At 71.3% G+C, this 25,705-nt stretch carries 27 protein-coding genes; 13 read left to right on the top strand and 14 right to left on the bottom strand.

The window, feature by feature from the left end; genetic code table 11:
* Nucleotides 1-224: 224 nt before the first annotated feature.
* Nucleotides 225-1,229 carry an ATP-binding protein gene (locus tag ACZ3I4_RS25460; RefSeq protein ID WP_465384516.1) on the top strand — a complete coding sequence of 335 codons (1,005 nt, stop codon included), beginning with the start codon at nucleotides 225-227 and terminating at the stop codon, nucleotides 1,227-1,229.
* Nucleotides 1,230-1,239: 10 nt separating this feature from the next.
* Here the strand turns inward: ACZ3I4_RS25460 and ACZ3I4_RS25455 are convergent, their stop codons facing one another.
* A complete protein-coding gene (locus ACZ3I4_RS25455; RefSeq protein ID WP_465384515.1) occupies nucleotides 1,240-2,046 on the bottom strand; it encodes an RNA polymerase sigma factor SigF in 807 nt (268 codons plus the stop codon).
* Nucleotides 2,047-2,220: 174 nt separating this feature from the next.
* Here ACZ3I4_RS25455 and ACZ3I4_RS25450 point away from each other — a divergent pair, with 174 nt between their 5' ends.
* Nucleotides 2,221-2,742, top strand: coding sequence for a SigE family RNA polymerase sigma factor (locus ACZ3I4_RS25450; protein WP_465384514.1), 522 nt, complete (start codon nucleotides 2,221-2,223; stop codon nucleotides 2,740-2,742).
* Nucleotides 2,739-3,518: a hypothetical protein gene (locus tag ACZ3I4_RS25445; protein WP_465384513.1), complete on the top strand. Its 780-nt coding sequence runs from the start codon at nucleotides 2,739-2,741 to the stop codon at nucleotides 3,516-3,518. The genes ACZ3I4_RS25450 and ACZ3I4_RS25445 overlap by 4 nt, the downstream gene beginning before the upstream one ends.
* A gap of 22 nt (nucleotides 3,519-3,540) precedes the next feature.
* On the opposite strand, the gene ACZ3I4_RS25440 is transcribed toward ACZ3I4_RS25445, so the two are convergent.
* From ACZ3I4_RS25440 to ACZ3I4_RS25425, 4 genes are all read right to left on the bottom strand, one after another.
* Nucleotides 3,541-3,999 carry a hypothetical protein gene (locus tag ACZ3I4_RS25440; protein WP_465384512.1) on the bottom strand — a complete coding sequence of 153 codons (459 nt, stop codon included), beginning with the start codon at nucleotides 3,997-3,999 and terminating at the stop codon, nucleotides 3,541-3,543.
* A 2-nt stretch (nucleotides 4,000-4,001) separates the two neighbouring features.
* Nucleotides 4,002-6,308: a molybdopterin oxidoreductase family protein gene (locus ACZ3I4_RS25435; RefSeq protein WP_465384511.1), complete on the bottom strand. Its 2,307-nt coding sequence runs from the start codon at nucleotides 6,306-6,308 to the stop codon at nucleotides 4,002-4,004.
* A gap of 15 nt (nucleotides 6,309-6,323) precedes the next feature.
* On the bottom strand, nucleotides 6,324-6,722 hold the full coding sequence (locus ACZ3I4_RS25430; RefSeq protein WP_465384510.1) for a ChaB family protein: 399 nt from the start codon (nucleotides 6,720-6,722) through the stop codon (nucleotides 6,324-6,326).
* A 124-nt stretch (nucleotides 6,723-6,846) separates the two neighbouring features.
* Entirely contained in the window at nucleotides 6,847-8,133 is a 1,287-nt protein-coding gene (locus ACZ3I4_RS25425) for an erythromycin esterase family protein (protein ID WP_465384509.1), read from the bottom strand.
* 142 nt (nucleotides 8,134-8,275) lie between these two features.
* On the opposite strand from ACZ3I4_RS25425, the gene ACZ3I4_RS25420 reads away from it, so the two are divergent.
* The gene (locus tag ACZ3I4_RS25420) at nucleotides 8,276-8,869 is read left to right on the top strand and encodes a hypothetical protein (protein WP_465384508.1); all 594 of its coding nucleotides are present in this window, start codon (nucleotides 8,276-8,278) and stop codon (nucleotides 8,867-8,869) included.
* A 68-nt stretch (nucleotides 8,870-8,937) separates the two neighbouring features.
* Here ACZ3I4_RS25420 and ACZ3I4_RS25415 read toward each other — a convergent pair whose 3' ends face one another.
* Nucleotides 8,938-9,126 carry a hypothetical protein gene (locus ACZ3I4_RS25415; RefSeq protein ID WP_465384507.1) on the bottom strand — a complete coding sequence of 63 codons (189 nt, stop codon included), beginning with the start codon at nucleotides 9,124-9,126 and terminating at the stop codon, nucleotides 8,938-8,940.
* A 165-nt stretch (nucleotides 9,127-9,291) separates the two neighbouring features.
* Here ACZ3I4_RS25415 and ACZ3I4_RS25410 point away from each other — a divergent pair, with 165 nt between their 5' ends.
* From ACZ3I4_RS25410 to ACZ3I4_RS25395, 4 genes are read left to right on the top strand one after another with little or no spacing between them, the layout of a single operon-like run.
* Nucleotides 9,292-10,416 carry a baeRF2 domain-containing protein gene (locus ACZ3I4_RS25410; RefSeq protein WP_465384506.1) on the top strand — a complete coding sequence of 375 codons (1,125 nt, stop codon included), beginning with the start codon at nucleotides 9,292-9,294 and terminating at the stop codon, nucleotides 10,414-10,416.
* 44 nt (nucleotides 10,417-10,460) lie between these two features.
* Nucleotides 10,461-10,835, top strand: coding sequence for a DUF2795 domain-containing protein (locus ACZ3I4_RS25405; protein WP_465384505.1), 375 nt, complete (start codon nucleotides 10,461-10,463; stop codon nucleotides 10,833-10,835).
* 27 nt (nucleotides 10,836-10,862) lie between these two features.
* Nucleotides 10,863-11,168, top strand: a complete 306-nt coding sequence (locus ACZ3I4_RS25400; RefSeq protein ID WP_465384504.1) for a hypothetical protein — start codon at nucleotides 10,863-10,865, stop codon at nucleotides 11,166-11,168.
* Between the two features lie 52 nt (nucleotides 11,169-11,220).
* Nucleotides 11,221-11,439, top strand: a complete 219-nt coding sequence (locus ACZ3I4_RS25395) for a DUF2795 domain-containing protein (RefSeq protein WP_465384503.1) — start codon at nucleotides 11,221-11,223, stop codon at nucleotides 11,437-11,439.
* Between the two features lie 85 nt (nucleotides 11,440-11,524).
* Here ACZ3I4_RS25395 and ACZ3I4_RS25390 read toward each other — a convergent pair whose 3' ends face one another.
* Nucleotides 11,525-12,364 carry an SDR family oxidoreductase gene (locus tag ACZ3I4_RS25390; RefSeq protein ID WP_465384502.1) on the bottom strand — a complete coding sequence of 280 codons (840 nt, stop codon included), beginning with the start codon at nucleotides 12,362-12,364 and terminating at the stop codon, nucleotides 11,525-11,527.
* Nucleotides 12,365-12,595: 231 nt separating this feature from the next.
* Here ACZ3I4_RS25390 and ACZ3I4_RS25385 point away from each other — a divergent pair, with 231 nt between their 5' ends.
* Complete coding sequence (locus tag ACZ3I4_RS25385) at nucleotides 12,596-12,859, top strand: GlsB/YeaQ/YmgE family stress response membrane protein (RefSeq protein WP_465384741.1); 264 nt, start codon at nucleotides 12,596-12,598, stop codon at nucleotides 12,857-12,859.
* An 88-nt stretch (nucleotides 12,860-12,947) separates the two neighbouring features.
* Here ACZ3I4_RS25385 and ACZ3I4_RS25380 read toward each other — a convergent pair whose 3' ends face one another.
* The 3 genes from ACZ3I4_RS25380 to ACZ3I4_RS25370 are packed head-to-tail and all read right to left on the bottom strand — an operon-like array spanning nucleotide 12,948 to nucleotide 16,910.
* On the bottom strand, nucleotides 12,948-14,435 hold the full coding sequence (locus ACZ3I4_RS25380; protein WP_465384501.1) for a family 43 glycosylhydrolase: 1,488 nt from the start codon (nucleotides 14,433-14,435) through the stop codon (nucleotides 12,948-12,950).
* A 19-nt stretch (nucleotides 14,436-14,454) separates the two neighbouring features.
* The gene (locus tag ACZ3I4_RS25375) at nucleotides 14,455-15,495 is read right to left on the bottom strand and encodes an arabinan endo-1,5-alpha-L-arabinosidase (RefSeq protein ID WP_465384500.1); all 1,041 of its coding nucleotides are present in this window, start codon (nucleotides 15,493-15,495) and stop codon (nucleotides 14,455-14,457) included.
* 14 nt (nucleotides 15,496-15,509) lie between these two features.
* The gene (locus ACZ3I4_RS25370) at nucleotides 15,510-16,910 is read right to left on the bottom strand and encodes a glycoside hydrolase family 43 protein (RefSeq protein WP_465384499.1); all 1,401 of its coding nucleotides are present in this window, start codon (nucleotides 16,908-16,910) and stop codon (nucleotides 15,510-15,512) included.
* A gap of 364 nt (nucleotides 16,911-17,274) precedes the next feature.
* On the opposite strand from ACZ3I4_RS25370, the gene ACZ3I4_RS25365 reads away from it, so the two are divergent.
* Nucleotides 17,275-17,979 (top strand): lytic polysaccharide monooxygenase, encoded by a 705-nt coding sequence (locus ACZ3I4_RS25365; protein ID WP_465384498.1) that lies wholly within the window; start codon nucleotides 17,275-17,277, stop codon nucleotides 17,977-17,979.
* A 68-nt stretch (nucleotides 17,980-18,047) separates the two neighbouring features.
* Entirely contained in the window at nucleotides 18,048-18,890 is an 843-nt protein-coding gene (locus tag ACZ3I4_RS25360; protein ID WP_465384497.1) for a molybdate ABC transporter substrate-binding protein, read from the top strand.
* 12 nt (nucleotides 18,891-18,902) lie between these two features.
* Here the strand turns inward: ACZ3I4_RS25360 and ACZ3I4_RS25355 are convergent, their stop codons facing one another.
* Nucleotides 18,903-19,652, bottom strand: coding sequence for an SDR family NAD(P)-dependent oxidoreductase (locus ACZ3I4_RS25355; protein WP_465384496.1), 750 nt, complete (start codon nucleotides 19,650-19,652; stop codon nucleotides 18,903-18,905).
* An 89-nt stretch (nucleotides 19,653-19,741) separates the two neighbouring features.
* Here ACZ3I4_RS25355 and ACZ3I4_RS25350 point away from each other — a divergent pair, with 89 nt between their 5' ends.
* A complete protein-coding gene (locus ACZ3I4_RS25350; RefSeq protein WP_465384495.1) occupies nucleotides 19,742-20,341 on the top strand; it encodes a TetR/AcrR family transcriptional regulator in 600 nt (199 codons plus the stop codon).
* A gap of 7 nt (nucleotides 20,342-20,348) precedes the next feature.
* Here ACZ3I4_RS25350 and ACZ3I4_RS25345 read toward each other — a convergent pair whose 3' ends face one another.
* Nucleotides 20,349-22,619, bottom strand: coding sequence for an ATP-binding protein (locus ACZ3I4_RS25345; protein WP_465384494.1), 2,271 nt, complete (start codon nucleotides 22,617-22,619; stop codon nucleotides 20,349-20,351).
* Nucleotides 22,620-22,793: 174 nt separating this feature from the next.
* On the opposite strand from ACZ3I4_RS25345, the gene ACZ3I4_RS25340 reads away from it, so the two are divergent.
* Nucleotides 22,794-23,204, top strand: coding sequence for a hypothetical protein (locus ACZ3I4_RS25340; protein WP_465384493.1), 411 nt, complete (start codon nucleotides 22,794-22,796; stop codon nucleotides 23,202-23,204).
* A 277-nt stretch (nucleotides 23,205-23,481) separates the two neighbouring features.
* Here ACZ3I4_RS25340 and ACZ3I4_RS25335 read toward each other — a convergent pair whose 3' ends face one another.
* Both ACZ3I4_RS25335 and ACZ3I4_RS25330 read right to left on the bottom strand, forming a co-directional pair.
* Nucleotides 23,482-23,949: a patatin-like phospholipase family protein gene (locus ACZ3I4_RS25335; protein WP_465384492.1), complete on the bottom strand. Its 468-nt coding sequence runs from the start codon at nucleotides 23,947-23,949 to the stop codon at nucleotides 23,482-23,484.
* Nucleotides 23,950-24,095: 146 nt separating this feature from the next.
* Nucleotides 24,096-25,685, bottom strand: coding sequence for a carboxylesterase/lipase family protein (locus tag ACZ3I4_RS25330; RefSeq protein ID WP_465384491.1), 1,590 nt, complete (start codon nucleotides 25,683-25,685; stop codon nucleotides 24,096-24,098).
* Nucleotides 25,686-25,705 lie beyond the last annotated feature (20 nt).

Below are 25,705 nucleotides of genomic sequence, written 5' to 3'. Positions count from 1 at the left end.
GGCGCCTGCTGGACGGCGCCTCGCTATTCGGTTCGACCGTTTCGCGCGGTTACTGAGCCGATCTACCCGTTTGCCCGCGACGGGCCGATCACCTCGTACGAGGTAACCCCGCCCGCCTCTTTCGTGGTGCTGGGTTGCGGTCGGCCCCGCCCCGGACGGATCCTGGCTCAATCGGCGTGACGGGTGCTGATCCATGTAGTGACGGCTGCGGTTCGGAGCTCGCGATGACCATCCCAGCCAACCCTTGCCGGGGAGGGCGCCTCGAGCACTACGCCCTCGTCGTCGACCGGGCCGACACCATCGAACGGGTGCTGGTGCCGCAACTGCGGCGCGATCTCGCCGCCCGCGAGAGCGTCCTGATGGTCGTCGGCGAGCAGACCGCGGCGATCGTCCGGGAGAAGCTCGGCCCCGACGCCAACGATCTGCGGTGGGCCTCGACGGACCGTTTCTACCAGCGGCTCGGATTCACGTACGCCCGGTTCCTGCGCTACCTGCGGGATCAGCACGCGCAGCTGAAGCGGGTGCATCTCGTCACCGAGCCCGCGCTCGTGACCGAACCCGAGGCACCGGTCGACCGGGCCGGCGCCTACCTGAGCTACGAAGCGATCGCCAACGACGTCTTCGCCGTCTACGGCTGCCCGATCACCTGCATCTGGCACGACGGAGGGCGGCATGCCGCGATCATCGAGGAGGTCCGCAAGGTCCATCCGCAGCAGTGGACCGGGGACGGCGCCGCCGGCAATCCCGGCTACGTCGCGCCCGGTGAATATCTCGGCGGACGGGCCCAGCAGCCCATGCCGACTCCTCCGCCGGTCACCGACGTCGACATCACCGTACGGCAGCTGGACGAGATCACGGATGGCCGCGCCGCCCTCGCGCGATGGGCGCGGAGCTCACACTTCGTTTCGACCGCGGCCGGGCAGGTCGTCGCGGCGGCCAGCGAGGTGATCACGAACGGCGTTCAGCACGGCCGGACCCCGGTGCGGGTCCGCGCATGGCAGCAGGACGCCACGCTCGTCGTTCACGTGGACGACGAGGGGGGCCGGGTCATCCCCGACGAGGCCGGCTACCGCCCACCGGCGACCCCGGCCGATCCCACCGGGCTGTGGGTCGCCCGGCAACTCGCCGACGTGCTGCTCACCCACACGCAGAACGGCCGGACCGCCGTACGCATGTACTTCCCGTACGCGGTGACCCATCGCCACCTCGACGTCCCGCACCTCACGTGAGGCCAACGGGTCAGGCCGGCGCGTCCAGGTGCCGGCGCATCTTGACCAGCGCCTTGGTCAGCAGCCGGGACACGTGCATCTGCGAGATGCCGATCTGCTCGGCGATCTGGCTCTGGGTCAGGTTGCCGTAGAAGCGCAGGCTCACGATCTTCTGCTCGCGCTCGTCCAGCGCGGCCATCGCCGGGGCCAGCGCGATCCGGGTCTCGGCCAGCTCGTACTCGTGGTCCTCGCCGCCCAGCGTCTCACCCAGTTCGGTGTTGCCGTCGGCGCTGACCGGCGTGGACAGGCTGGTGGCGTTGTAGGCGCGGGCGCCCTCCAGACCCTCCAGCACGTCTTCCTCGGTCACGTTCAGGTAGGCGGCGACGTCGGCCACCGTCGGGGACCGGCCGAGCGTGTGGCTGAGCGCGGTGTTCGCGCCGGTGATGGCCAGGCGCAGTTCCTGAAGCCGGCGCGGCACCCGGATCGACCAGGTGCGGTCGCGGAAGTGACGCTTGAGCTCCCCGACGATGGTCGGGATGGCGTAACCGGCGAACTCCACCCCGCGGTTGGCCTCGAACCGGTCCACGGCCTTGATCAGACCGACGACCGCCACCTGGAAAAGGTCGTCGATCGGCTCGCCACGACCGGCGTAGCGGTTCGCGAGGTGCCGGGCCATCGGCGTCCAGGCCTCGATGGTGCGGTCGCGCAGCGCCGGCCGGGACGGGTGACCCGCCGGCAGCGCGGCCAGCGCGGTGATCAGTTCACTGGCCCGGTCGGTCGTCGCCGGCTCCTCGACCGCATCAACGGTGCTTACGGTGGGGGAAGCGACAACCGTCACGGGGATCTCCTTCATGCCTGGCCGGCGCACTCCCGTGCGCCGACATCGTCGCCCGCTATTCCCCCGGTGGGAGCCCGGGTAAACCCCTCCCGGCCGAGCAAATCACTCGCGTTATGTGCAACCAAATGTGGGGTTCGCTCGTCTTGCTGCTCATGAAACGGAGAGAGGCCTCGTATGGCCCGCGGTGACCAGGAGTTCATCGCGTTCGCGCAGGCGAGTTCGCCTCGTCTGCAACGCGCGGCGTACCTGCTGACCGGCGATCAACATCAGGCCGAAGAGGCTGCTCAGGCGACCCTGGTGCGGGTCTACGCCGCTTGGGGCCGGGTCAGCCGCCAGGATCCCTACGCGTACGCCCGCACGGTGCTCACCAATCTGATCACTGATCAGTGGCGCCGCCCGATGCGGGAGTACGCCACCGAGACCATGCCGGAACAGCAGGCGCCGCAGGATGTCGCCGACGTCGTGGCCAAGCGGCGCTGGCTGATCGGCGCGATACAGGCCCTGTCACCGCGCGAACGGGCGGTGATCGTGCTGCGGCACTTCTTCGACGCCGCCGAGGCCGAGGTGGCCCGCGAACTCGGCTTGTCCGCGGGCACGGTCAAGAGCCTCAACTCCCGGGCTCTGGCGAAACTGCGCATCACGGCCGGCCTGGTGCCGCCGATGCGAACCGAAACGGAAGCAGGGGCGGGACTGTGACTCAGCTGGAAGAACTCAAGGACGCCATGCATTCGCCGCCGGACTTCGAGCCCGTACCGGTGGATCTCGCGCATGTGATGGCCGCCGGTGGCCGGATGCGCCGCCGGCGCCGGTTCGCCGTGGCCGGCGTTTCCACGTTGACGGCGGCTGCTCTGCTGGCCGGCGGCAGCCAGCTGGCGGATCTGGGTGGCTCCTACGCCGGCCCGGTGGCCGGATCGCCCGCGTCGGCGCCGCCGCTCGATCCGTCGGCGTCCGCGCCGCCGCTCGACCCGCCGGCATCGGCGCCGTCGCCCGGCAGCTCGTCGGCCCCCGGAGTCCTCGGCGCGGTCATCGAGACCGGCCGGCGGCTCGACGGCCGGCAATGGATCCTGTACGTCGAGACGACCGACCCGGATGACCTGGACGGAACGCTCAGCCTGGTCCTCGGGCGCACGAGGACCGGCACCATCGACGATTTCCACGCCGAGATCGTCAGCAGCGATCCGGGCGCCGGCCGGATGGCCCCCGGCTTCCACGCTGTGCAGCCGGGACGAGTGCATCGAGGCCGCACCACACCCACGTTCGGCTACTACGTCGGCGACGCCGTGAAGATCACCGCCCGCGATGCCGCCACCGGCAAGGTCGTCGAAGCGCATCGAGCCGCCTGGACGGGTTTCGGCGCGTCGGACAAGGCGCAGATCTTCTGGTTCGATTTCGCCCAGGGGCGACCTCCGGCCGAGCTGACCGACTTCACGGCCTACGACAAGGACGGCGCCAAGCTGCCCGGCGGCCGCTGACCGTCCGGCCCGGCGCAGCCGGTCAGTCGGCCACCACGAGGGCCTGCGGGGCGGCCTGTTTCATCCGGGAACGCAGCCAGGCCAACTGGAGGGCCGTCTCGCCCTCACAGCGGGTCACGACGTCGAGCAGGTCGCGGTCGCGGGCGCCCTGGGCGGCCTGGCCGACGACCATCCAGCACACGTCGCACTCGGCGGCCATGAGATAGAGGTCCTGCAGGTCGCGCAGCAGGCCGATGCCGCCGGTGCGGGTGCCCCGGAACAGTTCGGAGTGCAGCCGCTCCGGTTCGCCGGGGGCCTCTTCGGCGTAGCGCCGCGCGAACGGCTCCAGCCGGGCGGCGTGGTCGTCGCATCGATCGGCCTGCTGCCGGCAGAGGTGGTCGATGTCCGGCTCGTCGCCGTGGGCGGCGGCCACCTGCCGAAAGGCGTCGGCCAGGGTGAGCTGGGCGCGGTGCAGCAGTCCGAGATAGTGGGCCAGGTGCATGATCAGCCATCCGATCCGGCGAGTTTCGCGATGCGGACCGCGGCCACCTTGAACAGGGGCTGCTTGGACACCGGGTCCCAGGCGGTCACGGTCATCTCGTTGGCGGCCCGGGGCCGTCGCCGGGCCGGGTCGACGTCGAAGTAGCCGTAGTGGAAGGGCACGAACACCACCCCGGGACGGATGCCGCCGAGCCGGGCGCGCGCTTCCACGGCGCCCCGCGGTGAGGCGATACCGACCAGGTCGCCCTCGGCGATGCCGTGCCGGGCGGCGTCATGCGGGTGCAGTTCGACCCACACGTCGGGGGCCGCCGCGTTCAGCTCCGGGGCCCGCCCGGTCTTGGTGCGGGTGTGGAACTGATGGACGGTGCGCCCGGTGGTGAGCAGCAGCGGATACTCCTCGGACGGCACCTCGGGCGAGCTCTGGTAGTCGGCGGCGTGCAGAAAGGCCCGCCCGCCCGGCTGCCGGGCGCGGTAGTGCTCCGCCGGGAACTCGGCCCCGGTGCTCAGATCCTGCCCGTACGTCTCGCAGTAGTCCGCATCGGTGTTGAACACGCCGCCGGTGTACAGCCGCTCGCCGCCCCACTGGATGCCGCTGCCGCCGCGCAGCCTCTCGTAGCTGATCGAGGTGTAGTCACAGGGCCGGCCGGCCGAGCAGCGCTGCCAGGCCGCGTACGCCTCCTCCGGTGTGCTCCAGTCGATCAGCGGCCCGCCGTCGAGGTTGCGGAAATCCATCCGCCGCGCGTAGTCGAGGAAGATGTCGAGGTCGGCGCGGGCCTCGCCGGGCGGGTCGACGGCCTTCTCGCTCAGATGCACGGTGCGGTCCACGTTGGTGAAGGTGCCGGTCTTCTCGCCCCACGTCGCCGCGGGCAGCACCACGTCGGCCAGCTCGGCGGTCTCGGTGAGGAACAGGTCCTGCACCACCACGAACAGTTCCGGGCGGGCCAGGATCCGGCGGACGCGGCTCAGCTCGGGCAGGGACACGGCCGGGTTGGTGGCGCTGATCCACAGCAGTTTGATCGAGCCCTGCTCGGCGTACCGCCAGATCTGCATCGCGTGGGTCGGCGGCGACCAGTGCGGAATCGTCATCTCGTCGACGTTCCACAGCCGGGCCAGCTCCCGGATGTGCTCGGGGTTGCCCCAGTTGCGCAGGCCCGGCAGGTCGCCGTCGGCGCCGGTCTCCCTGGTGTTCTGCGCCGTGGGCTGGCCGTTCATCTGGTAGATCCCGGCGCCCGGCCGGCCGATCATGCCGCGCAGCAGGTGCAGGTTGTTGACCTGGCAGGCCGCGGCGGTGGCCTGGTTGGACTGGTAGAAGCCCTGCAGCACGGTGGACAGCAGCCGGTCGGCGTGGCCGAGCAGTTCGGCCGCGCGTTCCACGTCCGCCGGCTCGAGGTCGCAGAGGCCGGCCACCCGGTCGATCGGGTACGCGTCCACGACGCGGCACAGCTCGTCGAAGCCGATCGTGTGCGCGGCGACGTACTTCTCGTCGTACCAGCCGCGTTGGATGATCTCGCGGAGCAGGCCGTTGAGCAGGGCCTGGTTGGTGCCGGTGCGGATCGGCAGGTGGAGGTCGGCCTCCCGGGCGACCGGCGTGGTCCGCGGGTCGACGGCGAGCATCGCGGGTGGGTTGGGCCCGCGGCGGCGGTCCAGCATCCGCATCCACAGCACGGTCTGCGTCTCCGCCACGTTGTGCCCCCACAACGCGATCGCGTCGCAGTGATCCACATCGGTGTACGAGCCCGGCTGCCCGTCCGTGCCGAAGCTCGCCTTCAACGCCGCCGCCGCGGTGGCCGTGCACAAGCGGGTGTTGCCGTCCATGTGCGGAGTGCCGATCCCGGCCTTCCCGAGCACACCGAGCGTGTAGTACTCCTCGAGGAACAGCTGGCCGCTGGTGTAGAAGCCGAAGTGACCCCACCCGCCCGGCCGGTCCAGCAGATCCCGGGAACGCGCGACGATCCGGTCCATCGCGGTGTCCCAGTCCGTCTCGACCAACCGGCCGTTGTCGCGCACCAGCGGCCGGGTCAGCCGGTCGGCGCTGTTGTTGGCCTGCCAGCCGTAGAGGTCCTTGGGGTCGAGCCGGCCACGGTTGACCCGGTCGTCCGGGCGGCCCCGCACACCGGCGATGCGGTCGTCGCGGACCGCGATGTCCATCGCGTCGCCGTTCGAATGCAGGATCGACGCGGACTGCACCCAGCGGTCCACGTCCGCCTCCCGCACCCCGTCGGCCAGGTGCATGTCGACCCGTACGGGCCAGTTCTCCCCCGGCCCGTACGGCGTGCGCTCGCCCCACGGGTCGGCGATCCGGTCACCCACCGCTTTCACCTCGGGCTACTTGCCGCGGGCCTTGCGGGTGCTCTTGGCGTTGGCCTTCTGGATCGCGTCGACCAGCTCGTCCTTGGTCATCCGGCTGCGGCCGCTGATCTCGAGCTTCTTCGCCTGGTCCATCAGGTGCTTCTTGCTCGCGTTGGCGTCCACCCCGCCGGCCGTCTTCGCCTTCGTGCCCCGGCCACCGGCGGCCTTGGCGTCGCTCGGGCCCTTCTTGGCCTTCGGCTCCCAGTGGTCCCCGGACTTCTCGAAGGAATGCTTCAGCGACGCGAACGCCGTCCGGTGCGCCCGCTCGCCCTCGCCGTACTCCTCGACCGCGTGATCGTGGGTCTTGGCGTACGTCTCCTGCGCCTTCTTCGGCGACCGCTTCAGCGTGCTGGGCATGTCATCCTTCGCCGGCATGGCTACCTCCTCGCGTACGTCGACATCTCCTCGCGTACGTCGACATCTCCTCGCGTACATCAACATCGACGGGCCTTCCCGCCCCGGGGGGGGCCTCAAACAGCACCCGAGGGTTCCGGGCGGCTCAGGCTCCGGAGGGATAGGTCGCGGGCTCGAGCACGTCGGCGGTGCGCAGGTGCAGCGGCCGGACGGCCTGGGACCGGTCGAACCAGCAGAAGGCGTCGTAGCGGTCGCCGAGCACGGTCGGCACGTAGTTGCCGTACCGTTCGCGGTCCGGGTGGTAGACCACGCCGATCGCCCGGTGGTCCAGCTCGTCGGTCAGCACGTCGGGGCGGTCGTCGCGGGGGAACACGAACAGCGCCTGCTCGGGCGCGGCCGTGTGCAGCACCTCTTCGAGGGAGTCCGGACGGCCCGGCGGCACCGGCATGACCTGCATCGGCTCACCCCACGCGCGGGCGGCCGCGACGGTGCCGCGATGCGTGCCGAAGCCGACCAGCACCACCTGATCGGGGCCGTAGCGTTGCCGGGCGAGCTGACCGATGTTCACCGTTTCCGTCGCGGCCATGTCGGTGGCGCGGGCGTCCCCGACGTGGGTGTTGTGGGCCCACACGACCGCCTTCGATCCGGGCCCGTAGTGCTGCAGAAGGCGGTCGAGGCTCTCGTCCATGTGCCGGTCCCGTACGTTCCAGGATTCGCGGCCGCCGCGCACCATGGCCCGGTAGTAGCGTTCGGCCCCGGCGACCACCTCGGCGTTCTGCCACGCCCCGAACCGGCCGGCCCCGTCCGCCGCGGCCCGCCCGCGCAAGCGTACGAGCAGGTCGATCACCTCGTTCTCGCAGCTGGCCGGCACCATCCGGGTCGACCACGCGTATTCCTGCGCGTCCTCCCCGTACGGTTCGAAGCAGCGGTAGGCGGCCAGCGCGGTGGGCACCTGGTCCGGGTCGTGCTCGCGCAGGTAGGTGAGGATCTCGCGCAGCGACTCCCAGAGCGAATACACGTCCAGGCCGTGAAAGCCGGTCCGCTCGGGCTCGTCGAGGCCGGCGTTGCGGGTGCGCAGCCAGCGGGTGAAGTCGACGACTTCCTCGTTGGCCCACATCCAGGTCGGCCACCGTTCGAACGCGAGCAGCGCCTCCCGCGGGTCGGCCGGCGCGTCCGGCAGGCACCGCAGGGCGCGGTTCACGCGGTCGCAGTCGGGCCAGTCGCCTTCGACGGCGACGAACGAGAACCCCTTCTCCTCGATCAGCCGCTGGGTGATCGCCGCCCGCCACGCATAGAACTCGTGTGTGCCGTGGCTGGCCTCGCCCAGCATCACCACCCGGGCCGGCCCGACCCGGTCGAGCAGCACGTCCAGGTCACCGGAGCCGGTCAGCGGCGCGGCCAGCGCGGTGATCTCGTCGCCGTAGCGTCCCATCGCCGATCAGCCCACCGGCGTGCGGTCGATCGATTTGTGCCCCATTGATCCGGCGTACCCGCCGCGACCGGCCCTATGCGTCCGTACGGGAGACGTAAGGGCGATTCCGTGTCCTGCACGGCATTTGTCCGTTATTACCACCATGGCAAAGTTTCCGAATTTCCTCCGAAAAGCGGCGATGGCGGGCCTGGCCGTCTCCGCGATGCTCCTCCCCGTGTCCGGCGGCTCCGCCTCGGCGGCCCCCGCCGCCCCACCGGCGCCGACCGCGACCGTCGAGGCTCCGCTGCTGACCCCCTCGGCCAGGCTGCAGATGCGGCGTGACCGCAACGCCGTCTGCGTCAACGCCCACGTGCAGAACGTCGGCTGGCAGGGCTGGCGCTGCTCCAGCAACCGCAAGGCCGCGCTGGCCGGCACCGTGGGCCGCTCGCTGCGGCTCGAGGCCGTCGCGATCTCGACCCGCCGCGCCGGTGGCCTCTGCGCCCAGGCGCACGTGCAGAACCAGGGCTGGCAGCGCAGCCAGTGCACCGGCGCCCGCGGCAGCCTGGCCGTCGGCACCCAGGGCCGCGCGCTGCGGCTCGAGGCGATGCGGCTGAGCACCCGTACGCCCGTCTGTGTCCAGGCCCACGTGGCCAACGTCGGCTGGCAGAAGTGGCAGTGCGCCCGCCGCGCCGGGCAGATCCAGGTCGGCACCGTCGGCCGGACCCTGAGCATTGAAGCGCTGCGCGTGCTCGCCTGACCGTTCGCACCGGACAAGCCCGCGGAGACCGACCGGTCTCCGCGGGCTTCCTGCTTGCGGCCCCCCGATCAGGAGTCGTCGGCGCTGGTGTGGCCGGACGGCCCGTACGGGGAGACCTGGCCTTCCGGGACAGGCCGGTCACCGGTGCGGTCGTGAGTGCCACCGGGCGCGTCGGTCGGGTTGGCGTCCTGGGTCCACTGCTTGGTGGTCGGGGACTCGTCACTGCGCCGGATCTCCGGCTGTTGCGGGTTGCTCATCGCAGCCTCCTTGCTGGTCACGCCGAACGCTCTCGTTGATCATTCCGGCGAGGTCGCATTCCCCCCGGCACCACCGGCAAACGCCACCGGATGGCTGGTGAGATATCCGGAATCGGGGGTAGCCAGCGACCGTACGGCCGCAGCGACGATGAAAGGTGACCGACCGTGAAACTCGACTTCCTGCGTCCCCTGTTCGACCGTCCGGGCTCGTGGGTGTCCGTCTATCTGGATGCGACGCGAGCCGGCGAGAACGCCGATCATGAGGTCGCCCTGCGCTGGCGCGGCCTGCGGGAGAGGCTGGCCGGGCAGGGCGCCGACGACTCGACCCTCGACGCGGTGGCGAGAGCGGTCGAGGACCATCCGACCCAGCCGGGCCGGTACGGGCTGGCCGTCTTCGCCGTGGACGGCGACGTCGCCATGGTGCAGACGCTGCCCGCTCCCCCGCCCGCCGACATGGCCTTCCTCGAACCGCTGCCGCACGTGCTGCCCCTGCTCGAACAGCGCGGCGGGGAGGTGCCGTACGTCCGGGTGCTGGCCGACCGTACCGGCGCCGACGTCGACGCCCTGTCAGCCGGCGGCGTGGCCCGGCACCGGGAAGTGGCCGGCAGCGCCACCTTCCCGTTGCGCAAGGTGCACGTCGGCGGCTGGTCGCACCGCCATTACCTGCAGGCGGTCGAGGAGTCCTGGAAGCGCAACGCCGGCGACGTCGCGGCCGCGGCGGCAGACCTCGCCGAGACGGTCGGCGCCGAGGTCATCGTGGTCGGCGGCGACGTCCGCGCCGTGCAGACGCTGACCGGACGCCTGCCCAAGCGCTGGCAGGACCGGGTGGTCGCGACCGACGCCGGCTCCCGGCATGCCGGCGCCGACGAGTCCCCGCTGGACGACGTCACCATCCAGGCCATCGCCGAGGCCGCCGACCGGCACGTTCGTGACGTCCTGGACCGCTATCGGGCCCAGCAGGCCGACGGCACCGCGAGCACCGGCCTGGTCGACGTGGTGGCCCACCTGCAGCGCGGCCAGGTCGACACCGTGTTGCTGGTCAACGACGAATCCTCGACCGACAAGCTGTGGACGGCGCCGGACGACCCGACGCTCGTGTCGGTCGACGACCACGTGCTGCGGGAGGCGGGGGTGGCCGGCCCGGTCAAGGTTCGCGCCGACGCCGCGCTGGTCCGCGCCATCGCCGGTACGGGCGCCGACCTGGTTCTGATCGGCCCCGGCGAGGCCCCGCTGGAGCACGGCATCGGAGCGGTCCTGCGTTACGCGGACGCGAGCACGGCGGCCGGCTAGGGCGTGGGCGTTTGGGCAGGATAGGGCGGGGAACGCACCGATTCATGGAACGAGGTAGCAGCAAGCACAGCCCTCGCGTCGACGAGGAGATGAAGCACGAGGTCCAGGGCACGGTGCAGGGCATCGCGGGCGGCCGGGCCGAGGAGTGGAAGATGGCCGAGCCTGCGGGCGAGGACCAGCCCGACGCGACGCGGGCCATCGACGCCGACTCGGCCAACGACCTGAGCCGTTTCGGCCGCTACATCGGACTGTCGGCGATGCCCGGTGACCGCGAGGCGTTGCGGCGCAGCGCCGAGACCCTCGAGGCTCCCGACGACATCCTGGCCGACCTGGACACGCTGCCGGACGGCGTCGTCTACAACACGATCACCGAGATCTGGGCCGCCCTGGGCCGCGGCTCGGCCGAACGACGTCCCTGACCGCGCCACGTACCAGGAGGAGGAATCATGAGCGACCAGCCGTGGGGCGTGGACGAGAACAACCCCCTCGACGAGGGCAGCGAGCCCACCGCGGTCGGCGCCGGTGACATCGCCGAGCGTAAGGCCGCGCAGGACCCGACGGCCCAGGACGGCACCGACATCCGGACCAAGGACAAACCGCTCGCGTACGACCCGGACTCCGAACACGAGCCGCAGGCCGGGGAACAGGGCGGCCAGCCCAACCTGTCACCCGATCCCGCGGTGGCCGGACGGCGCAGCAACTTCGGCCAGGGCTCCACCGACGACAGCCCCGGCACCCCGTCCGGCCTCTGACCCACCCGCTGCGCAGGCGGTAGGAACGGGCAGGCCGGGGTATGCGCGCGTCATGGCTACCAACGAATTCGCCGAGGTGCAGACGCTGCTCAACGATCTGGACTTCCCGGCCGACAAGGACACGATCGTCGAGCACGCCGTGCAGCGCGGCGCCGACAAGGACTCGCAGGCGGTAAAGGCCTTGCGGGCGATGCCGGTCGCGACGTACCGCAACATTTCCGAGGTACGCAGTTCGGTCGACCTTCCACCGGACGAGATGCCGGCCCAGTAGCCGGCCACAGACACCTCTCCGGATATAGACGGCACCGGCGCAACCCAGCGCCGGTGCCGCCCTTTGCCGGCCGCCCCATGCGGAATCACAGAATCGGCTTGCCGCCGGTCACGGGGACGATGGCGCCGGAGACATAGCTGGCTTCGTCGGAGGCCAGCAGCACGTACACCGGCGCCAGTTCCTTCGGCTCGCCCGGGCGGCCCAGCGGGGTGTTCTTGCCGAACTCCTCGACCTGTTCCGGTGGCATCGTCGACGGGATCAGCGGCGTCCAGATCGGGCCCGGCGCGACCGCGTTCACGCGGATGCCCCGCCCGCCGAGCATCTGCGCGAGACCGGCGGTGAAGTTGGCGATGGCGCCCTTGGTGGTGGCGTACGGCAGCAGCGTCGGCCTGGGCTGGTCGTAGTTCACCGAGCTGGTGTTGATGATCGACGCTCCCTCGCCCAGATGCGGCAGCGCCGCCTGCACCAGCCGGAACATCGCCGTGATGTTGGTGTCGAACGTGTGCTGCCACTCCTCGTCGGTGATCTCCTCGACCGTCTCGTGGGTCATCTGGAACGCGGCGTTGTTGACCAGCACGTCCAGGCCGCCGAGCTCGCCGGTGGCCCGCTCGACGACGGTCCGGCAGTGTTCCCGCGAGGTGAGGTCGCCGGGGATCAGCACGGCCCGGCGGCCGGCCTTCTCCACCAGGGCCGCGGTCTCGCGCGCGTCCTCGTCCTCGTTGAGATAGGAGATCGCGACGTCGGCGCCCTCGCGGGCGAACGCGATGGCGACGGCCCGGCCGATGCCACTGTCCCCGCCGGTGATCAGGGTCCGCTTCCCGCTGAGGCGGCCGTTTCCGCGATAGCTGTCCTCACCGTGGTCGGGCTTGCGACGCATCTGCTGGGTGCGGCCCGGCGGCTTCTGCTGCGGCTCGTTGTCGGTCATCGCTGTGGCCTCGCAATCGTCGATCGGTGGCCGCGGCGTACCCGCGGGGAAAGCTCCCATGCGTGAGTCTTTGCTTCCGGTACGCCCGCCGGGAGTTCGCCCGGCTCTTCCACGGCCACGGCAGGGACGCCGGGGCTCGTATGTGACGACTGCGTGTCGGCCAGTCGGCGGTCCCGACACATAAGCGCCGTCGTGGTTTCGCTGCGGCCTGCGCTCGGGAAAGCGGGCCCCATGGAAATTTCCGGCATCATCACCGCTGTTGTCATCGGCCTGATCATCGGCGCTCTGGGTCGCCTCGTCGTGCCGGGTAAGCAGAACATCCCGATCTGGCTCACCATCCTGATCGGCATCGTTGCCGCGCTCATCGGCACCTTCATCGCCGCCGCTCTGGGCGTCGACGACACCGGCGGCGTCGACTGGGTCGAGCTGGCCATTCAGGTGGTGCTCGCCGCGGTCGGCGTCAGCCTCTTCGCCGGCCTGCGCAGCCGCCGCTGATCCGCCGGCCCCGCACCCCCACCCCCTTCGCACAGCCGCACAGCCGGGCCGGGAGCCGATCGCTCCCGGCCCGGAATCTGCCGGTCCTCTACTGTTCGCCGGAGGGCGCGGTCAGCACCGTTCCGAGGCGGGCCGGGGTGCCGAAGTTCGGGGTGCCGTCGGTGTTCCAGGTGAACTTCTGGGCCCGGGTCGAGCGGTTCATGTCGCAGCCGCCGGAGGCCGAGTCGTTGGCGTGGTAGACGATCCAGTCCTCGGTGCCGTCGGGTGACTTGAAGAAGCCGTTGTGGCCCGGCGCGAAAACGCCGTTGGCGTCGCTGCGCTGGAAGACCGGGGTCGCCTTCTTGGTCCAGTGTGCGGGGTTCATCGGGTCGCTGCCGGTCAGCGTGAGCAGGCCCAGCTTGTAATCGGGACCCCAGCAGGCCGAGGCCGAATAGACGACCATGACCCGGCCGTCGTGATACAGCGGTTCCGGGCCCTCGTTGACCGCGCCGGTCTGGCGCTCCCACGACAGCGTCGGCGAACTGAGCCGCACACGGGAGCCGGACAGGGTCCACGGGTTGGACAGGCGCTGGATGAAGTTGGACTGCCCGGCCCCGTCCCCGCCGTAGGTGCCCATCAGATAGAGCCCGGAGCCCACCTTGAGCACGCTGGCGTCCAGCTGCCAGTCGCTGCCCAGGTCGGCCTTGAAGGTGTACGGGCCCATCGGGTCGGTGCCGGCGCTTTCGAGCACGTGCAGCCGCTGCGTCGGGTTGTAGTCGGACACGTTCTGCCCGGCCGTGTAGTAGAAGTACCAGCGGTTGCCGTTCGGGCCGTTGATCAGGTGGAACTCGGGCGCCCACATGTTGCAGCAGCCGTTGGCCCGGCCGGACAGGTTGAAGATGACCTGGTCGGCGGCGGTGGCCAGCCCGGCCAGCGTGGTGGCCCGGCGCATCGTGATGGTCGAGTTCCAGGTGGTCGTGGCCAGGTAGTAGTAGCCGTTGTAGTACTGCAGCCACGGGTCGGGCCCGTTGCGTTTGATCGGGTTGGTGAACGTACGGGCCGCTCCCCCGCCCAGGGCGATCAGCTGCCACTGCTGGTTGGCCCCGTCGAGGTCCTGGTATTGCGACACCATGGCGCCGTCGGCGGTGCTCCACTCCCACACGTCGAGGGCCTTGCCGCTGGAGCGGTTGATCAGCCGTACCTGGCCGCCCGCCGAGTCGGCCAGCCGGAACTGCTGCCGGGCGTCGTTGCGGTCGGTGTTCTGCACGAGCTGGATGCCGTCGGCGCTGGTCGGCAGGTCGAGCACCTTTCCGCTGTGCACCGACTGCACCCGGTACCAGCCGCCGCCGGAGTCGAGGAACTTCCACTGCTGCCAGGCGCCGTCGTTGCGGGCGTACTGGTTGATGGCGGCGCCGTCGGTGGTGGCCAGGTCGAAGACGTCCAGCGCCTTGCCGCTGTTGCGGTTGACCAGGACGTACGGGGTGCCGGCCTGGACGGTGGCGGCGGACGCGTCGGTGACCACAGCCACGGTGCCGACGCCGGCCAGCACAGTGACCACCCCGCCGGTCAGGACGGCACGAGCCGAGAATCCACGCATCGAGTCACTCCTGTCGGGATCAGTAGGCGAACGGCCAGCCGGCCGAGTCGTAGCCGAGCAGGTTGATGCCGAGCCGGGAGGCGCCGTTGTCGGCGTAGTAGTGGTAGACGAGCACGTCGGCGTCGGAGTCGGCCAGAACCGCCTGGTGGCCCGGGCCGTGGATGCTGCCGTGCCCGGCCAGCACCTGCGTGCCGCCGCCGGAGGTCATCGCCGTGCCGTTGCGGTCCACGAACGGCCCGGTCGGGCTGGTGGAACGGCCGACCATGATGCGGTACGTGCTGGCCGCACCCTGGCAGCACCGGTCGAACGACACCCAGAGGTAGTAGTACGAGCCGTGCCGGAACATGAACGGCGCCTCGATGGCTCCGCCGTTGCGGCCGGCGATCAGGCGCATCGACGAGTCCGACCGCAGTCCGGTCGAGGAGTTCAGCGCGACCTGCTGGATGCCCGACCAGAACGAGCCGAAGGTCAGCCACCATCGGCCGGAGCCGTCCACGATCAGGTTGGGGTCGATCGCGTTGTAGTTGCTCGAGGTGGACGACTCGACGACCAGGCCACGGTTGGTCCAGCTGCCGGAGGCGCCGGTGGGGCTGGTCGCCAGGAAGATCGCCGACCGGTTCGACCCGAACGTGGAGGCCGAGTAGTACAGGTAGTACTGGCCGTTGTGGTACGAGATGTCTGGCGCCCACAGGTTGCGGCTGCCCCCGGTGTAGGTCGTGGTCCACGGCGCGCCGTTCGGGAACGCGGCGCCCGCGGCCCGGAAGGCCGTGCGGTCGGTGGACGTGGTCAGTGCGATGTTGTTTCCGGTCTGGGCCACGATGTACGTGCCGCCCGGCGTCTTGACCATTGCCGGGTCGTGGGTGCCGGTGGCTCCCGAGACGGCGCCGGGCCCGGGATACGAGGGCGGCGGGACGGTCGGCGTCGCCGCTGCCTGGATCGGGGCCGGCAGGGCGGCCGCTTGCGCGTTGACGGTGACGGCACCGGCCGCGACGACCGCGGCCGCGGCGGCGCCGGCCAGCAGCGCGCGGCGCATCCCGCCACTCAATCGGTTCGTGGTCATGGTTTCCTCCTGTTTCAGCTGATCCGGAAGGTGGCGTCCTGCCGGTCGGCGACCGGCGAGCTCGTGCTGATCGGATCGATCCGCAACACGTAGTTCGCGTGGCGCAGAAAGCGGTCCGGGAAGTTGTAGGAGCGGAACGACGACCAGCCCGCATCGGCCAGGCCGGCCACCCGGGTGAAGGTGGCGTCGGCGCGGAAGGTGGCGGTGTTGTCGTTCGGGTCGAGGCGGATGGCGTAGTTGCTGTGGCGCAGATAGCGGCCGGGATAGTTCACCGACTCGAAGGAGACGCCGGCGGAGTCGGCCAGCCCGGGAACCTGGCGCCACAGCTGGTCCTGGTACGGGTCGAAGGGGTAGGCGTCGATGCGGCCGATGCTGTCGGCGTGGCGGACGAAGCGGTCGGGGAAGTTGTAGGACTTCAGGCGCACCCAGGCGGGCAGGCTCCAGCGCGAGACCAGCCCGTCGTATTCGGCCGCGGTGATGCCGACGATGGAGCCGTGTTTGGCGTTCAGGGGCGGGGTGTAGTCGCGCTGGCTCAGGACCGACCAGGAACTGCCGCCGATGTTGGACGACGACCAGGCGTAGTAGTCGTTGTTCACCGGACTGAAGGAATCGCCCCACAGCCGCCAGCCCGAGCCGGTGTTGTTCCGGATCAGCAACGGGGCTTCGATGGCGTTGCCCTGGCGCAGCCCGGCGGTGTAATTGGTGTAGCTGCTGGGTGCGCCCGTCGACGAACGGGCGCCGTACAGCAAACCGTCGTTGAGGTTTTTGTAATACATGTAGAAGGCCGAACCGTCGGCCACGATGTCCGCGTCGAGCACGCCGAAGCCGGGACTGAAGTACACCTCGTTGGCGCCGACCGTACGGAAGTCCGAGGTGTAGTTGACCATGAAGACGTCCTGCCCGTTGGCCGCGGCGGAATAGACGATGGCGTACTGGTTGCGCGAGGCCACCCAGAATGCGGTTGGCGCCCACGTGTGGGTGGCCAGGCCGTGCATCCGGATCCGCCGGTAACCGGTGAAGCTGCGTAGGTCGGCGGAGTCCCAGACGTGCAGGTACTGGTTGTTGGTGGTGAAGATGCGGCCCTTCAGGTCGGTGGCCAGGACGACGAAGGTGCCGTCCTGCTTGCGCAGGATGAAGGGGTCGCGCAGGCCCTGGGTGCCGGCGGCAGGGACGGCCACCGGCTCGTTCTGGTTGAGCGGGCGCCAGTTCAGGCCGTCGGTGCTGACCGCCAGGTGCAGGGCGTAGCTGTCGCCGCTCTGGTCCTGGGTTTCCTTGAAATAGCCGAAGGCGTACGCGGTGTTGGCCGCGAGCGCGGCCGACGACGTACCGAGGACGGCGGCGCCACCGGTGGCGGTGGTCAGGGCGCTGAGCGCGGCCAGGCGGGTGAAGTCCCGGCGGGACACGTGCAGGGGCACGGGGGTCTGCCTCTCAGTTGGCGACGCGGATGGTGACGCCGGCGCGCCGTACGACACTTCGTTTCCGCGGCGTTTCCGCTTTGTCGGCGTAACGTTTCCCGAGAGTGTTATCGTTCACAACTCGCCTGTCAAGGGCGGCGATGACCGTACGACCGGGCTTGAACTCGCTTTATATGAAGACGCGGATCCGGGAAAGTTGCAATGTCGGCGGTCGATCCCTCGGCTCTGTTCTCGTTAACAGATGCCCGTCGTCCGCAGCTCCAGCGAAACTGTTGACAAAGTTAACTGTATTGACGTTCGCTAATGGCTCGATGCTCCGCGTACCCCCGAAGGGAGCGACATGAGCCTGCGAAGAAGACTGGCTATGCTTGCGGCCGCCGTCCTCACTGCTCCGCTTGTCGCCGTCATTGTCCCCGCCGGCCCGGCCAGCGCCCATGGCTGGATCACCAGTCCCCCCAGCCGTCAGGACCAGTGCGCCACCGGCGTGGTCGCCAACTGCGGTTCCATCCAGTACGAACCCCAGAGCGTCGAGGCGCCCAAGGGTTCGATGAGTTGTAGTGGCGGCACCGCGTACACGGTCCTCAACGACGACAACAAGGGCTGGCGCGTCACCTCGATCGGCAGCTCGGCCGCGTTCACCTGGCGCAACACCGCCATGCACCGCACGCAGAACTGGCAGTACTACGTGGACGGCCGGCTGCACCAGACGTTCACCAACGGCAATGCCCAGCCGCCGCAGGTCCTCAGCCACCAGCTGACCGGCCTGCCGAGCGGGCGGCACAAGGTCCTCGCCGTCTGGAACATCCTCGACACCGCGATGGCCTTTTACGCCTGCGTCGACGTCAACGTCGGTGGCGGCGGCGGCACCCCGCCCACCACTCCTCCGACCAACCCCCCGACCAACCCGCCCACCACGTGCGGGCCGGCCTGGGCCGCGTCGGCGGTCTACACCGGCGGCATGAACGTCTCGCACCGCGGCCGCACCTACACCGCGCGCTACTGGTCGCAGGGCGAGGAGCCCGGCACCACCGGCGAGTGGGGCGCCTGGCAGGACAAGGGCGTCTGCTGACCAGCATGTGATTCGCCGTCCGGCCCGGCCCCCGTCCGGGCCGGACGGCACGAGCCGAGCGGAGCCCGATGACACCTCGTATCCTCACCCTCGCGGCCCTCGCCGTCGCGCTCGGCCTGCCGGCGTGCTCCGGCCCGGCCCCGAGGCCGGCCGCCGCCCCCGCTCCGGCCTCGGCGCCCGCGTCCGCCACCGCCGCCACACCGCACCACCATGGGCACAGCGCCGGCCCGCCACCGTCGGGCGCACCCCGGGGCGCCATCGTCGTGCACGCCGCCGACCCGCTGCGCGACACGCTGAGCCGGCTCGTTCCCAAGTTCGAGGAGGCGTTCCCCGGCACGCGGGTGACCGTCGAATACGGCGCCGGCCTCGAGCACGCCCAGCACATCCTGCACGGCATGCCCGTCGACGTGTTCGTCTCGGCCGACGAGGCCGCCGCCGGCCTGGTCACCGCCGCGCACGACCGCGGCGCCCCGGCCGTCGTGGCCCGCAACCCGATCGTCATCGCCCTGCCCCGCACCGGCGACCGGATCGGCGCGATCGGCGACCTGCGCGACGCGAAAGTGGCGCTCTGCGCCGAGACCACCCCGTGCGGCCGCGGCAGCCGGGCGGCGCTGGCCGCGGCCGCCATCGACGTGCGGCCGGCCAGCGTCGAACCGGATGCGCCGGCCGCGCTGGCCCGGGTCCGGTCCGGCGCGGCCGACGCCGCCCTGGCCTACCGCACAGAGGTGGTGGCAGCCGGCGACGACCTGCGGGCGGTCGACTTCACCCAGGCCACGAGCCTGGCCGACCGGTACACCGCGATCCGGCCCAGCACCGGCGTCAACACCGTGGGCGCGGACGCCTTCGTGGCCTTCCTGAGTTCGGCCCTGGCCCGGCACGTCTTCGCCGACGCCGGCCTGTCCCCCGCCTGAGCGACGGGCGGATCAGATCTGGTTCTCGCCCCCGTCGACATAGAGGTTGCCGCCGAGCATGAAGCTGCTGTCGGAGGAGGCCAGGAAGGCCACCGCGGCGGCGATCTCATCCGCGTGCGCCATCCGGCCGATGGCGATCCGAGCCGCCTCGCTCGCCTTGAAGGGCGCCGCGTTCTCCTCGCCGACGAGCTCGGTGATCCCGGAGGTGTCGGTCGGGCCGGGCGAGATGGCGTTGACCCTGATGTCGCGGCCCTTGAGCTCGTTGGCCCAGGAACGGGTGAAGGCGCGCAGGGCGGCCTTCGACGCGGCGTAGGCGCCGAATCCCGGGGTGCCCCGGTCGGCGGCAGTGGAGGCGTTGATGATGACCGAGGCGCCCTTGTTCAGCACCGGGAGCGCCTTCTGCAGCGTCAGCATGGTGCCCTTGACGTTGACGTCGAAGACCTGGTCGATGTCCTGCACGGTGATCGTCTCGATGGTGCCGAACGAGGCGGTGGCCGCGTTGGCGAACAGCACGTCCAGGCCCTGGCCGCGAGCGGCGACCGTCGCATAGAGCCGGTCCAGGTCGCCGGGGTTCGTGATGTCGCCCGGCACGGCGGTCACCCCGGTCCCGATGACCTCGGCCGCTTCGTCCAGTTCGGCCTGACGCCGGCCGGTGATGAACACGTGGGCGCCCTCGGCGGCCAGCCGGGCGGCGGTGGCCCGGCCGATGCCTCGCGTGCCGCCTCCGGTGACAACCGCGGTCTTGCCTTCCAGCCTGCGCATCTCTGCCTCCCCAATTTCGGCACCGATCGGTGCGGAATCCGACCGTAGCACTTCTGCACCGATCGGTGCACAAGGGGTAGGATGGCGAGGTGGAGAAGGTGCAACGGGGTCGCCCGCGGGCATTCGACGCCGACGCGGCGCTCGACAAGGCGATGCTGGTCTTCTGGGAGCAGGGCTACGAGGGCGCCAGCCTCGCCGACCTGACCGAGGTCATGGGCATCTCGCGCAAGAGCATGTATGCGGCGTACGGCAACAAGGAGGAGCTCTTCCGCAAGGTGCTGCAGCGTTACACCGACGGCCCGGCCTCGTACGTCGTCCGGGCGTTGCGGTCCTCCACCGCGCGCGAGGTGGCGACCACCTTCCTCGCCGGCTCGATCGAGGCCAACACGATGCCCGGCTATCCGACCGGCTGCCTGGGCGTGCAGGGAGCGCTCGCCGTCGGCGAGACCGGCCAGGTCGCACACGACGTCCTGACCGAGTGGCGGGCCGCGGGCCAGATGCATCTGCGCGACCGGTTCCGGCGAGCCGTCCGCGAGGGCGACCTGCCCGGCGACGCCGACCCGGAGATGATCGCCCGCTATCTCATGACGGTCGCGAACGGCCTGGCGGTGCAGGCGTCGGGCGGCGCGACCCGCGAAGACCTCCAGCGGGTGGCCGACGCCGCCCTGCGCCACTGGCCTCCGGCGTGACGGGCGGCTAGAGCGGGCCGATGGGCGCCGCAGCCGGTGTGGACGTGATTTTCGTCCAGACGGTCGTGGCCTGGGGATGCTCCATCGCGCTGAGCATGTCGTAAGCCCGCTGCCACGCCGCCCGGGCGGCCTGCGGGTCACCGGCCGCGGTCGCGGCGTCGCCGAGGCTGTCCAGCCCGCCCGCCTCGTGGACCTGGTCGCCCAGCGTACGGTGCAGGTCGACGGAACCCCGATGGCAGGACATGGCCTCGGCGTGTTCCCCGAGGTGGCTGAGGGCGCGCCCGAGGCTGTCCAGAGAGAGCGCCTCGTAGTGCTGATCACCCAGCTGCTGATGCTGCTCCACGGCCCGGCGGCAGAGCTCGGCGGCCTCCCGGTGCCGGCCGAGATGGGTGAGGACCCATCCGGCGGAGTTCAGGGCCGACGCGGACCCGCGCCGGTGCCCGGCCGCGTCGAACAGCGTCAGCGCGCGCTGGGCGTGGCCGAGCGCGGTCTCCGGCTCGCCGTGGTCGCTGTGCACCGCGGACGCCTGAAGACATGTCTGCGCCTCGCCGGCCAGGTCGCCGGCCTTGCGATAGAGCTCGAGCGCGTCGGTCAGACCGGCGAGCGCCTCCTGCGGGCGCCCGGTGACAGTGCTCGCATGGGCCAGGCCGCGCAACGCCATGCCCCGCGCCGCCGGCTCGTCCAGCCGCTCGGCCGCATCCCGCGCGATCCGCCAGGTGCGGGTCCATTCCCCCCAGTTGCCGCGCTGCCGCAGGTACGAGTTGAGCGCCCAGACCAGCTGGAAGGCGTGCGCGTCGAAGCCGTCCCGGGCCGCGCCCCGGACCGCGGCCAGCAGGGTCTGCCGCTCGGTGTCCAGCCAGGCGACGGCCTCGTCACGACCGGCGAACGGGCTGACTTCTGCCACGATGACGGCCATCGGCAACGGATCGCGGCTGGGGCGCAGAAGCTTGTCCGCGGCCAGGGCCGTGCTCAGGTAGTGATCGAGCAGGCGCCGTTCGGCCGCCCGGCGCCCGGCCTCGTCCTCCTGTTCGCCGAGCAGATCCCGGGCGTACGCCCGCAGCAGGTCGTGCAGCACAAAGCGGTGCGGGACCGGCGACTCGAGCAGGCTCGCGTCGACCAGTTCGGACAGGGCACGCCGGGCGGCCGGACGGGCCACCCCGGCGAGGGCGGCGGCCGCCGGCTCGGACAGGTCGGGGTCGGCGCCCAGGGCCAGCAGCCGGAACATCCGGGCGGCGGGCCCGCTCAGGGCCGCGTACGACCAGGAGAACACCGTCCGGATGTCGGTGGCCGGGTCGCCCGCGCTGAGCGGATCGAGGACCCGCTCGTCGTCGGCCAGCGCATCGGCCAGGACGGACAGCGGATGGCCGCTCTGCCGGGCCCGCGCCACGACAACGCTCAAGGCCAGCGGCAGGCCCGAGCACAAGCGCACCACCCGGTCGGCCGCCGGCACATCGTCGCCGGGCAGGCGGGCGGTCAGCATCGCCCGGCCATCGGCCGCGCTCAGCGGCGTCAGGCCGAGCGGTTCGGCGCCGTCGGTGGCAGTGAGCCCAGCCAGCCGGTGGCGGCTGGTGATGAGCGTGCGCACGGTCTCCGAGCCGGGCAGCAGGGGACGCACCTGCTCCGCGTCGCGGGCGTTGTCCAGCACCACCAGCAGCCGCCGGCCGGCGACCAGGCCGCGATAGCGGGCGGCGAGGGCGTCGAGCCCGTCCGGCAGGTCACCCGGGGCGACACCGAGCGCGTCGAGCAGGCTGCGCAGCGCCTCGTCCGGCGGCAGCGATTCGCCGCCGGAGAAACCGCGCAGGTTCACGTAGAGCCGGCCGTCGCCGAAAAGCCCGGCCTGGCGATGCGCCCAGTGCACGGCGAGTGAGGTCTTCCCGACCCCGGCCGGGCCTGAGATCGTCACGACGGGCACCGGCGCATCCAGCAGACCGAGCTCCCTCTTGCGGCCGACGAATCCCCGGATGTCGGCCGGCAACTGCTGCGGGGCGGCGGCCGTCGGCGGCGGATCGGCGACCGGCTCGTGGTCGCGCGCCGATTCCCACCACCCGCGCCAGCGCGACAGGTCGCGATGGCCGCAGGCCCGGACGTACGACTCGGTCACCGCCCACGCGGGCAGCCGGGCGCCGCTCTCAGCGGCCGACAGGGTGCTGCGCGCGTACCCCGCGATGGTGGCCAGTTGCCGCACCGTGAGCCCGGCCGCCTCCCGGGCGTCCCGCAGCCGCTGCGCGAACCGGATGACCGGGCCGGTGCCGGTCAGGCGCTGCTGCGATCTCGGCATGCGGCCGATTGTCCCCTCATTGTCCATCGATGGCAGCCACTGGCCCACTTCCGTCGCAGGTCACTGCCGGTCGTTGTCCGACGTTGTCCGGCGAGCCTAGGAGCCCGGTTCCGACGGCCCTAGCGTCGGAGCGCGGCGGGCACATGTCCCGCGCGACCAAGAAGGACGTGACACATGATCAGAAGTCTGCTCCGCCCGATGCTGGGCCTGGCCGCCCTGACCGCGGTGCTGCTCGGCGCGGCCGGCCCCGCCGCCGCGGCCCCGTCGATCAGGAATTACCCGACCAAGATCGCTCAAGACGCGGTCGCCCGGTACGGCTCCGCGCACATCCAGTGGATCTCGGGCATGACGTGGGACATCGCGGTCGCCGACGAGCGCTACGACGGCCGGACCGTCTGCGTCCGCATCCAGCCCTCCGAGGCCGCGGCCATCGACTACTGCGACAACAACGGCTCGGCCAACGGCGTCGCCCAGCACTACCGGATCTCGTACCCCTGGTATCAGGCGAAGGTCTGTGTGGGGGCGTGGGGCAACTGGGAGGCCTGGTGCGCCGCCTACATCACGCGCGACATCTACGACATCTGAGCGGAGGGCCCGCCCCCATAGGGGTTTGCGGATCGTCCTTCGGGCACTCGCCCTGCCCGACCCCCCCGGGTCAGGAACGACAGCCCGTTCGCCGGGGGCGGCTGCGGCAACGTCCGGGGCCGATCCATCGACACCGTGGTGGTTCTGCCGACCGGCGGCAGCGGCACACAAGTGGGCGGGGCCGGCACCAGCGTCGAGACGGCGTGGTACCGCCAGGCCTGCTGATCGCGGCAACCAGGTGTTCGAAGGCGGCCGTGCGGCCGCCTTCGAACCGGTGCTAAAGCCAGACCGCGCGCAGCCGGTCGGCCTCGGTGGCTGCTTGGGCGCGGCCCGCCTCGGCGGCGGGGCGCCGCCGGGCCGGGTCCAGCGGATTGCCTCCGATGGCGGTGCGGGCGGCCCCACCGGCCGCGTCGAACACCCGCACCTCGCCGGTCATGGCCTCCACCGCCGTGATCAGCAGGCGGGTCCGCGGCCACGACCCGTCGCCGATCCGGCGCACGATCATGGCGCGTCGTTCCGCCTCGGGCACCGTACGGGCCCGCAGCGCCTGACGGCCGAGCCAGGCGCGCCCGCGCGCCGGGTCACCCGGCCACAGACCGGCCACCACGAACTTCAGCAGGGCGCCCGCGCTCATCCGGGCGGCGATCTCGGAGCCACCGCCGGCCAGCTGGGCCTCGTAGAGTTCCTTGAGCGGTGCGCCGGAGAGCACCTGGGCGGCCACCGAGCAGCCGGCCGAGGTCCCCACGAACAGCCCGGCATCGGTCAGGCGACGCCCTGTTCGTGCAGGCCGTACAGCAGGCCGATCTCCCAGGCGACCCCGGTGACGCCGCCTCCGCCGAGCACGAGAGCCTTGCTTTCGGGATCCATGCCAGGCATTGAAGCACGCGCTGATCAACGCGGCCAGAAGAGCCGTTCCAGCCGGTCGGGATCGTTGACGACCGCGCAGTCGGCATCGATCCACATGGTGGCCCGGGTCCTCGGGGTGTAGGCGGGCCATCGCGGCACGCCGCTCGCCGTGGGCCGGCCGTGCCGGGCGAAGCCGGCCCAGAGCGAGCTCATGTGCCGGGCGGTCGCCCGCTTGCCCGGCGCCTCGTCCGCGCCGACGTTGGCGAACTTCATCGGGATGTCCGAGGCGTGCGGTGAGCCGAGCGGAAAGTCGGTGCCCGGCACCACGGTCGGGTCCGGGTAGGCGAGCTGGTACATGAACACGGGCGCGGCGTGCTGGGCCGCCTTGGCTTCGGCAATCTTGATCGCGTCGCGCACGATCGGCGCCGTCGTGATCGCGAAGTAGAGCTGGGCCGGTGTCGCGTCCGGGCGGGACCGGCGGAAGGTGCCGATGATCCGGTCGAGTTCGGCGCCCGGGTAGGTGCTGCTCAGCCGGCTGCGCAGACCGGCCTCGTCGATGCGGAAGATGTCCGGCGGCCCGAAGAGGCTGAAGAACACGGTCTCGTCGCGGCAGGTGCCGACCATCAGCGGCTTGCCGGCCGAGAAGGGCGCGGCGCCGTCGGCGAAGGGGTGCCGGGGGATGACGACGCCGTCGACGAAGGCCCCGAAGCCGGGCAGGGCGGGTGGCTCACCCCACGGCGCGACGCCGTTGGCCGCCTCGGCCTGCTGGATCTCGAGCAGCCGGGCGGCCGGGATGTCGTGCAGCCGGGGGATGTCGCGCCGGGTCAGGCCCAGTAGTTCCAGCGTGCGTGCGGCCCGGGCGGTCGCGCCTTCGCGGGTGGGGAAGCGCAGCGGCGCGGCGCTCTCGATGGAGGCCTTGTGGAACAGCCGTGCGGCGGCGGGCATGGTGTAGACGGCCGCGGTCTTGGCTCCGCCGCCGCTCTCGCCCCAGACCATGATGTTGCCGGGGTCGCCGCCGAAGTTCTCGATGTTCTCGCTCGTCCAGCGCAGGGCGGCGAGGACGTCGAGCATGCCCTGGTTGGCGGCGTAGTCGCCGCGGGCCAGGTCGTCGAGGAACAGGTAGCCGAGCAGGCCCAGCCGATGGTTCGACTCGACCACCACGACGTCGTACAGCTTGGCCAGGCGGCTGCCGTCCTGCCCGGTGGCCGAGCCGGAGCCGATCATGTAGCCGCCGCCGTGGTTGTAGAACATCACCGGCCGGCGGCGGCGGTCGGCGGCCGGGGTCCAGATGTTGAGGTAGAGACAGTCCTCGGACGGCGCCGGCATGCGGCCGTTGCCGGTCGGGCCCATTTCGGCGCCCACGGCCTGATAGGCGGGGCTGGGGAAGCTCACCGCGTCACGCACGCCGGACCACTTCGCGGGCGGCTTGGGCGCCCGGAACCGGAGCGGGCCCAGCGGTGGGGTGGCGTACGGGACGCCGAGGAATTTGACGATGCCGCCTTCGCGGCGTCCGCGGACCCGGCCGTAGCGGGTGGCCGCCTCGTCGGATCTGCTTCCCCCGGCCTGCGCCGGCTGCGGCAGGCTCATGGCGGCGACCGCCGACAGCGAACCGCCGATCATCGTTCTGCGGGTCATTTTCGAACTCATGAGTTCCT

This window comes from Actinoplanes sp. NPDC021490, assembly GCF_055562135.1.
The sequence above is the reverse complement of the archived record's forward strand: the minus strand, read 5'-3'. Positions and strand labels throughout refer to the sequence as shown.

Excerpts from the sequence above, each read along its gene's own strand:
- ACZ3I4_RS25460 (WP_465384516.1), top strand. The coding sequence starts at position 225 with ATGACCATCCCAGCCAACCCTTGCCGGGGAGGGCGCCTCGAGCACTAC.
- ACZ3I4_RS25450 (WP_465384514.1), top strand. The coding sequence starts at position 2,221 with ATGGCCCGCGGTGACCAGGAGTTCATCGCGTTCGCGCAGGCGAGTTCG.
- ACZ3I4_RS25440 (WP_465384512.1), bottom strand. The coding sequence starts at position 3,999 with ATGCACCTGGCCCACTATCTCGGACTGCTGCACCGCGCCCAGCTCACC.
- ACZ3I4_RS25430 (WP_465384510.1), bottom strand. The coding sequence starts at position 6,722 with ATGCCGGCGAAGGATGACATGCCCAGCACGCTGAAGCGGTCGCCGAAG.
- ACZ3I4_RS25425 (WP_465384509.1), bottom strand. The coding sequence starts at position 8,133 with ATGGGACGCTACGGCGACGAGATCACCGCGCTGGCCGCGCCGCTGACC.
- ACZ3I4_RS25420 (WP_465384508.1), top strand. The coding sequence starts at position 8,276 with ATGGCAAAGTTTCCGAATTTCCTCCGAAAAGCGGCGATGGCGGGCCTG.
- ACZ3I4_RS25415 (WP_465384507.1), bottom strand. The coding sequence starts at position 9,126 with ATGAGCAACCCGCAACAGCCGGAGATCCGGCGCAGTGACGAGTCCCCG.
- ACZ3I4_RS25405 (WP_465384505.1), top strand. The coding sequence starts at position 10,461 with ATGGAACGAGGTAGCAGCAAGCACAGCCCTCGCGTCGACGAGGAGATG.
- ACZ3I4_RS25400 (WP_465384504.1), top strand. The coding sequence starts at position 10,863 with ATGAGCGACCAGCCGTGGGGCGTGGACGAGAACAACCCCCTCGACGAG.
- ACZ3I4_RS25395 (WP_465384503.1), top strand. The coding sequence starts at position 11,221 with ATGGCTACCAACGAATTCGCCGAGGTGCAGACGCTGCTCAACGATCTG.
- ACZ3I4_RS25390 (WP_465384502.1), bottom strand. The coding sequence starts at position 12,364 with ATGACCGACAACGAGCCGCAGCAGAAGCCGCCGGGCCGCACCCAGCAG.
- ACZ3I4_RS25385 (WP_465384741.1), top strand. The coding sequence starts at position 12,596 with ATGGAAATTTCCGGCATCATCACCGCTGTTGTCATCGGCCTGATCATC.
- ACZ3I4_RS25380 (WP_465384501.1), bottom strand. The coding sequence starts at position 14,435 with ATGCGTGGATTCTCGGCTCGTGCCGTCCTGACCGGCGGGGTGGTCACT.
- ACZ3I4_RS25375 (WP_465384500.1), bottom strand. The coding sequence starts at position 15,495 with ATGACCACGAACCGATTGAGTGGCGGGATGCGCCGCGCGCTGCTGGCC.
- ACZ3I4_RS25365 (WP_465384498.1), top strand. The coding sequence starts at position 17,275 with ATGCTTGCGGCCGCCGTCCTCACTGCTCCGCTTGTCGCCGTCATTGTC.
- ACZ3I4_RS25360 (WP_465384497.1), top strand. The coding sequence starts at position 18,048 with ATGACACCTCGTATCCTCACCCTCGCGGCCCTCGCCGTCGCGCTCGGC.
- ACZ3I4_RS25355 (WP_465384496.1), bottom strand. The coding sequence starts at position 19,652 with ATGCGCAGGCTGGAAGGCAAGACCGCGGTTGTCACCGGAGGCGGCACG.
- ACZ3I4_RS25345 (WP_465384494.1), bottom strand. The coding sequence starts at position 22,619 with ATGCCGAGATCGCAGCAGCGCCTGACCGGCACCGGCCCGGTCATCCGG.
- ACZ3I4_RS25340 (WP_465384493.1), top strand. The coding sequence starts at position 22,794 with ATGATCAGAAGTCTGCTCCGCCCGATGCTGGGCCTGGCCGCCCTGACC.
- ACZ3I4_RS25330 (WP_465384491.1), bottom strand. The coding sequence starts at position 25,685 with ATGACCCGCAGAACGATGATCGGCGGTTCGCTGTCGGCGGTCGCCGCC.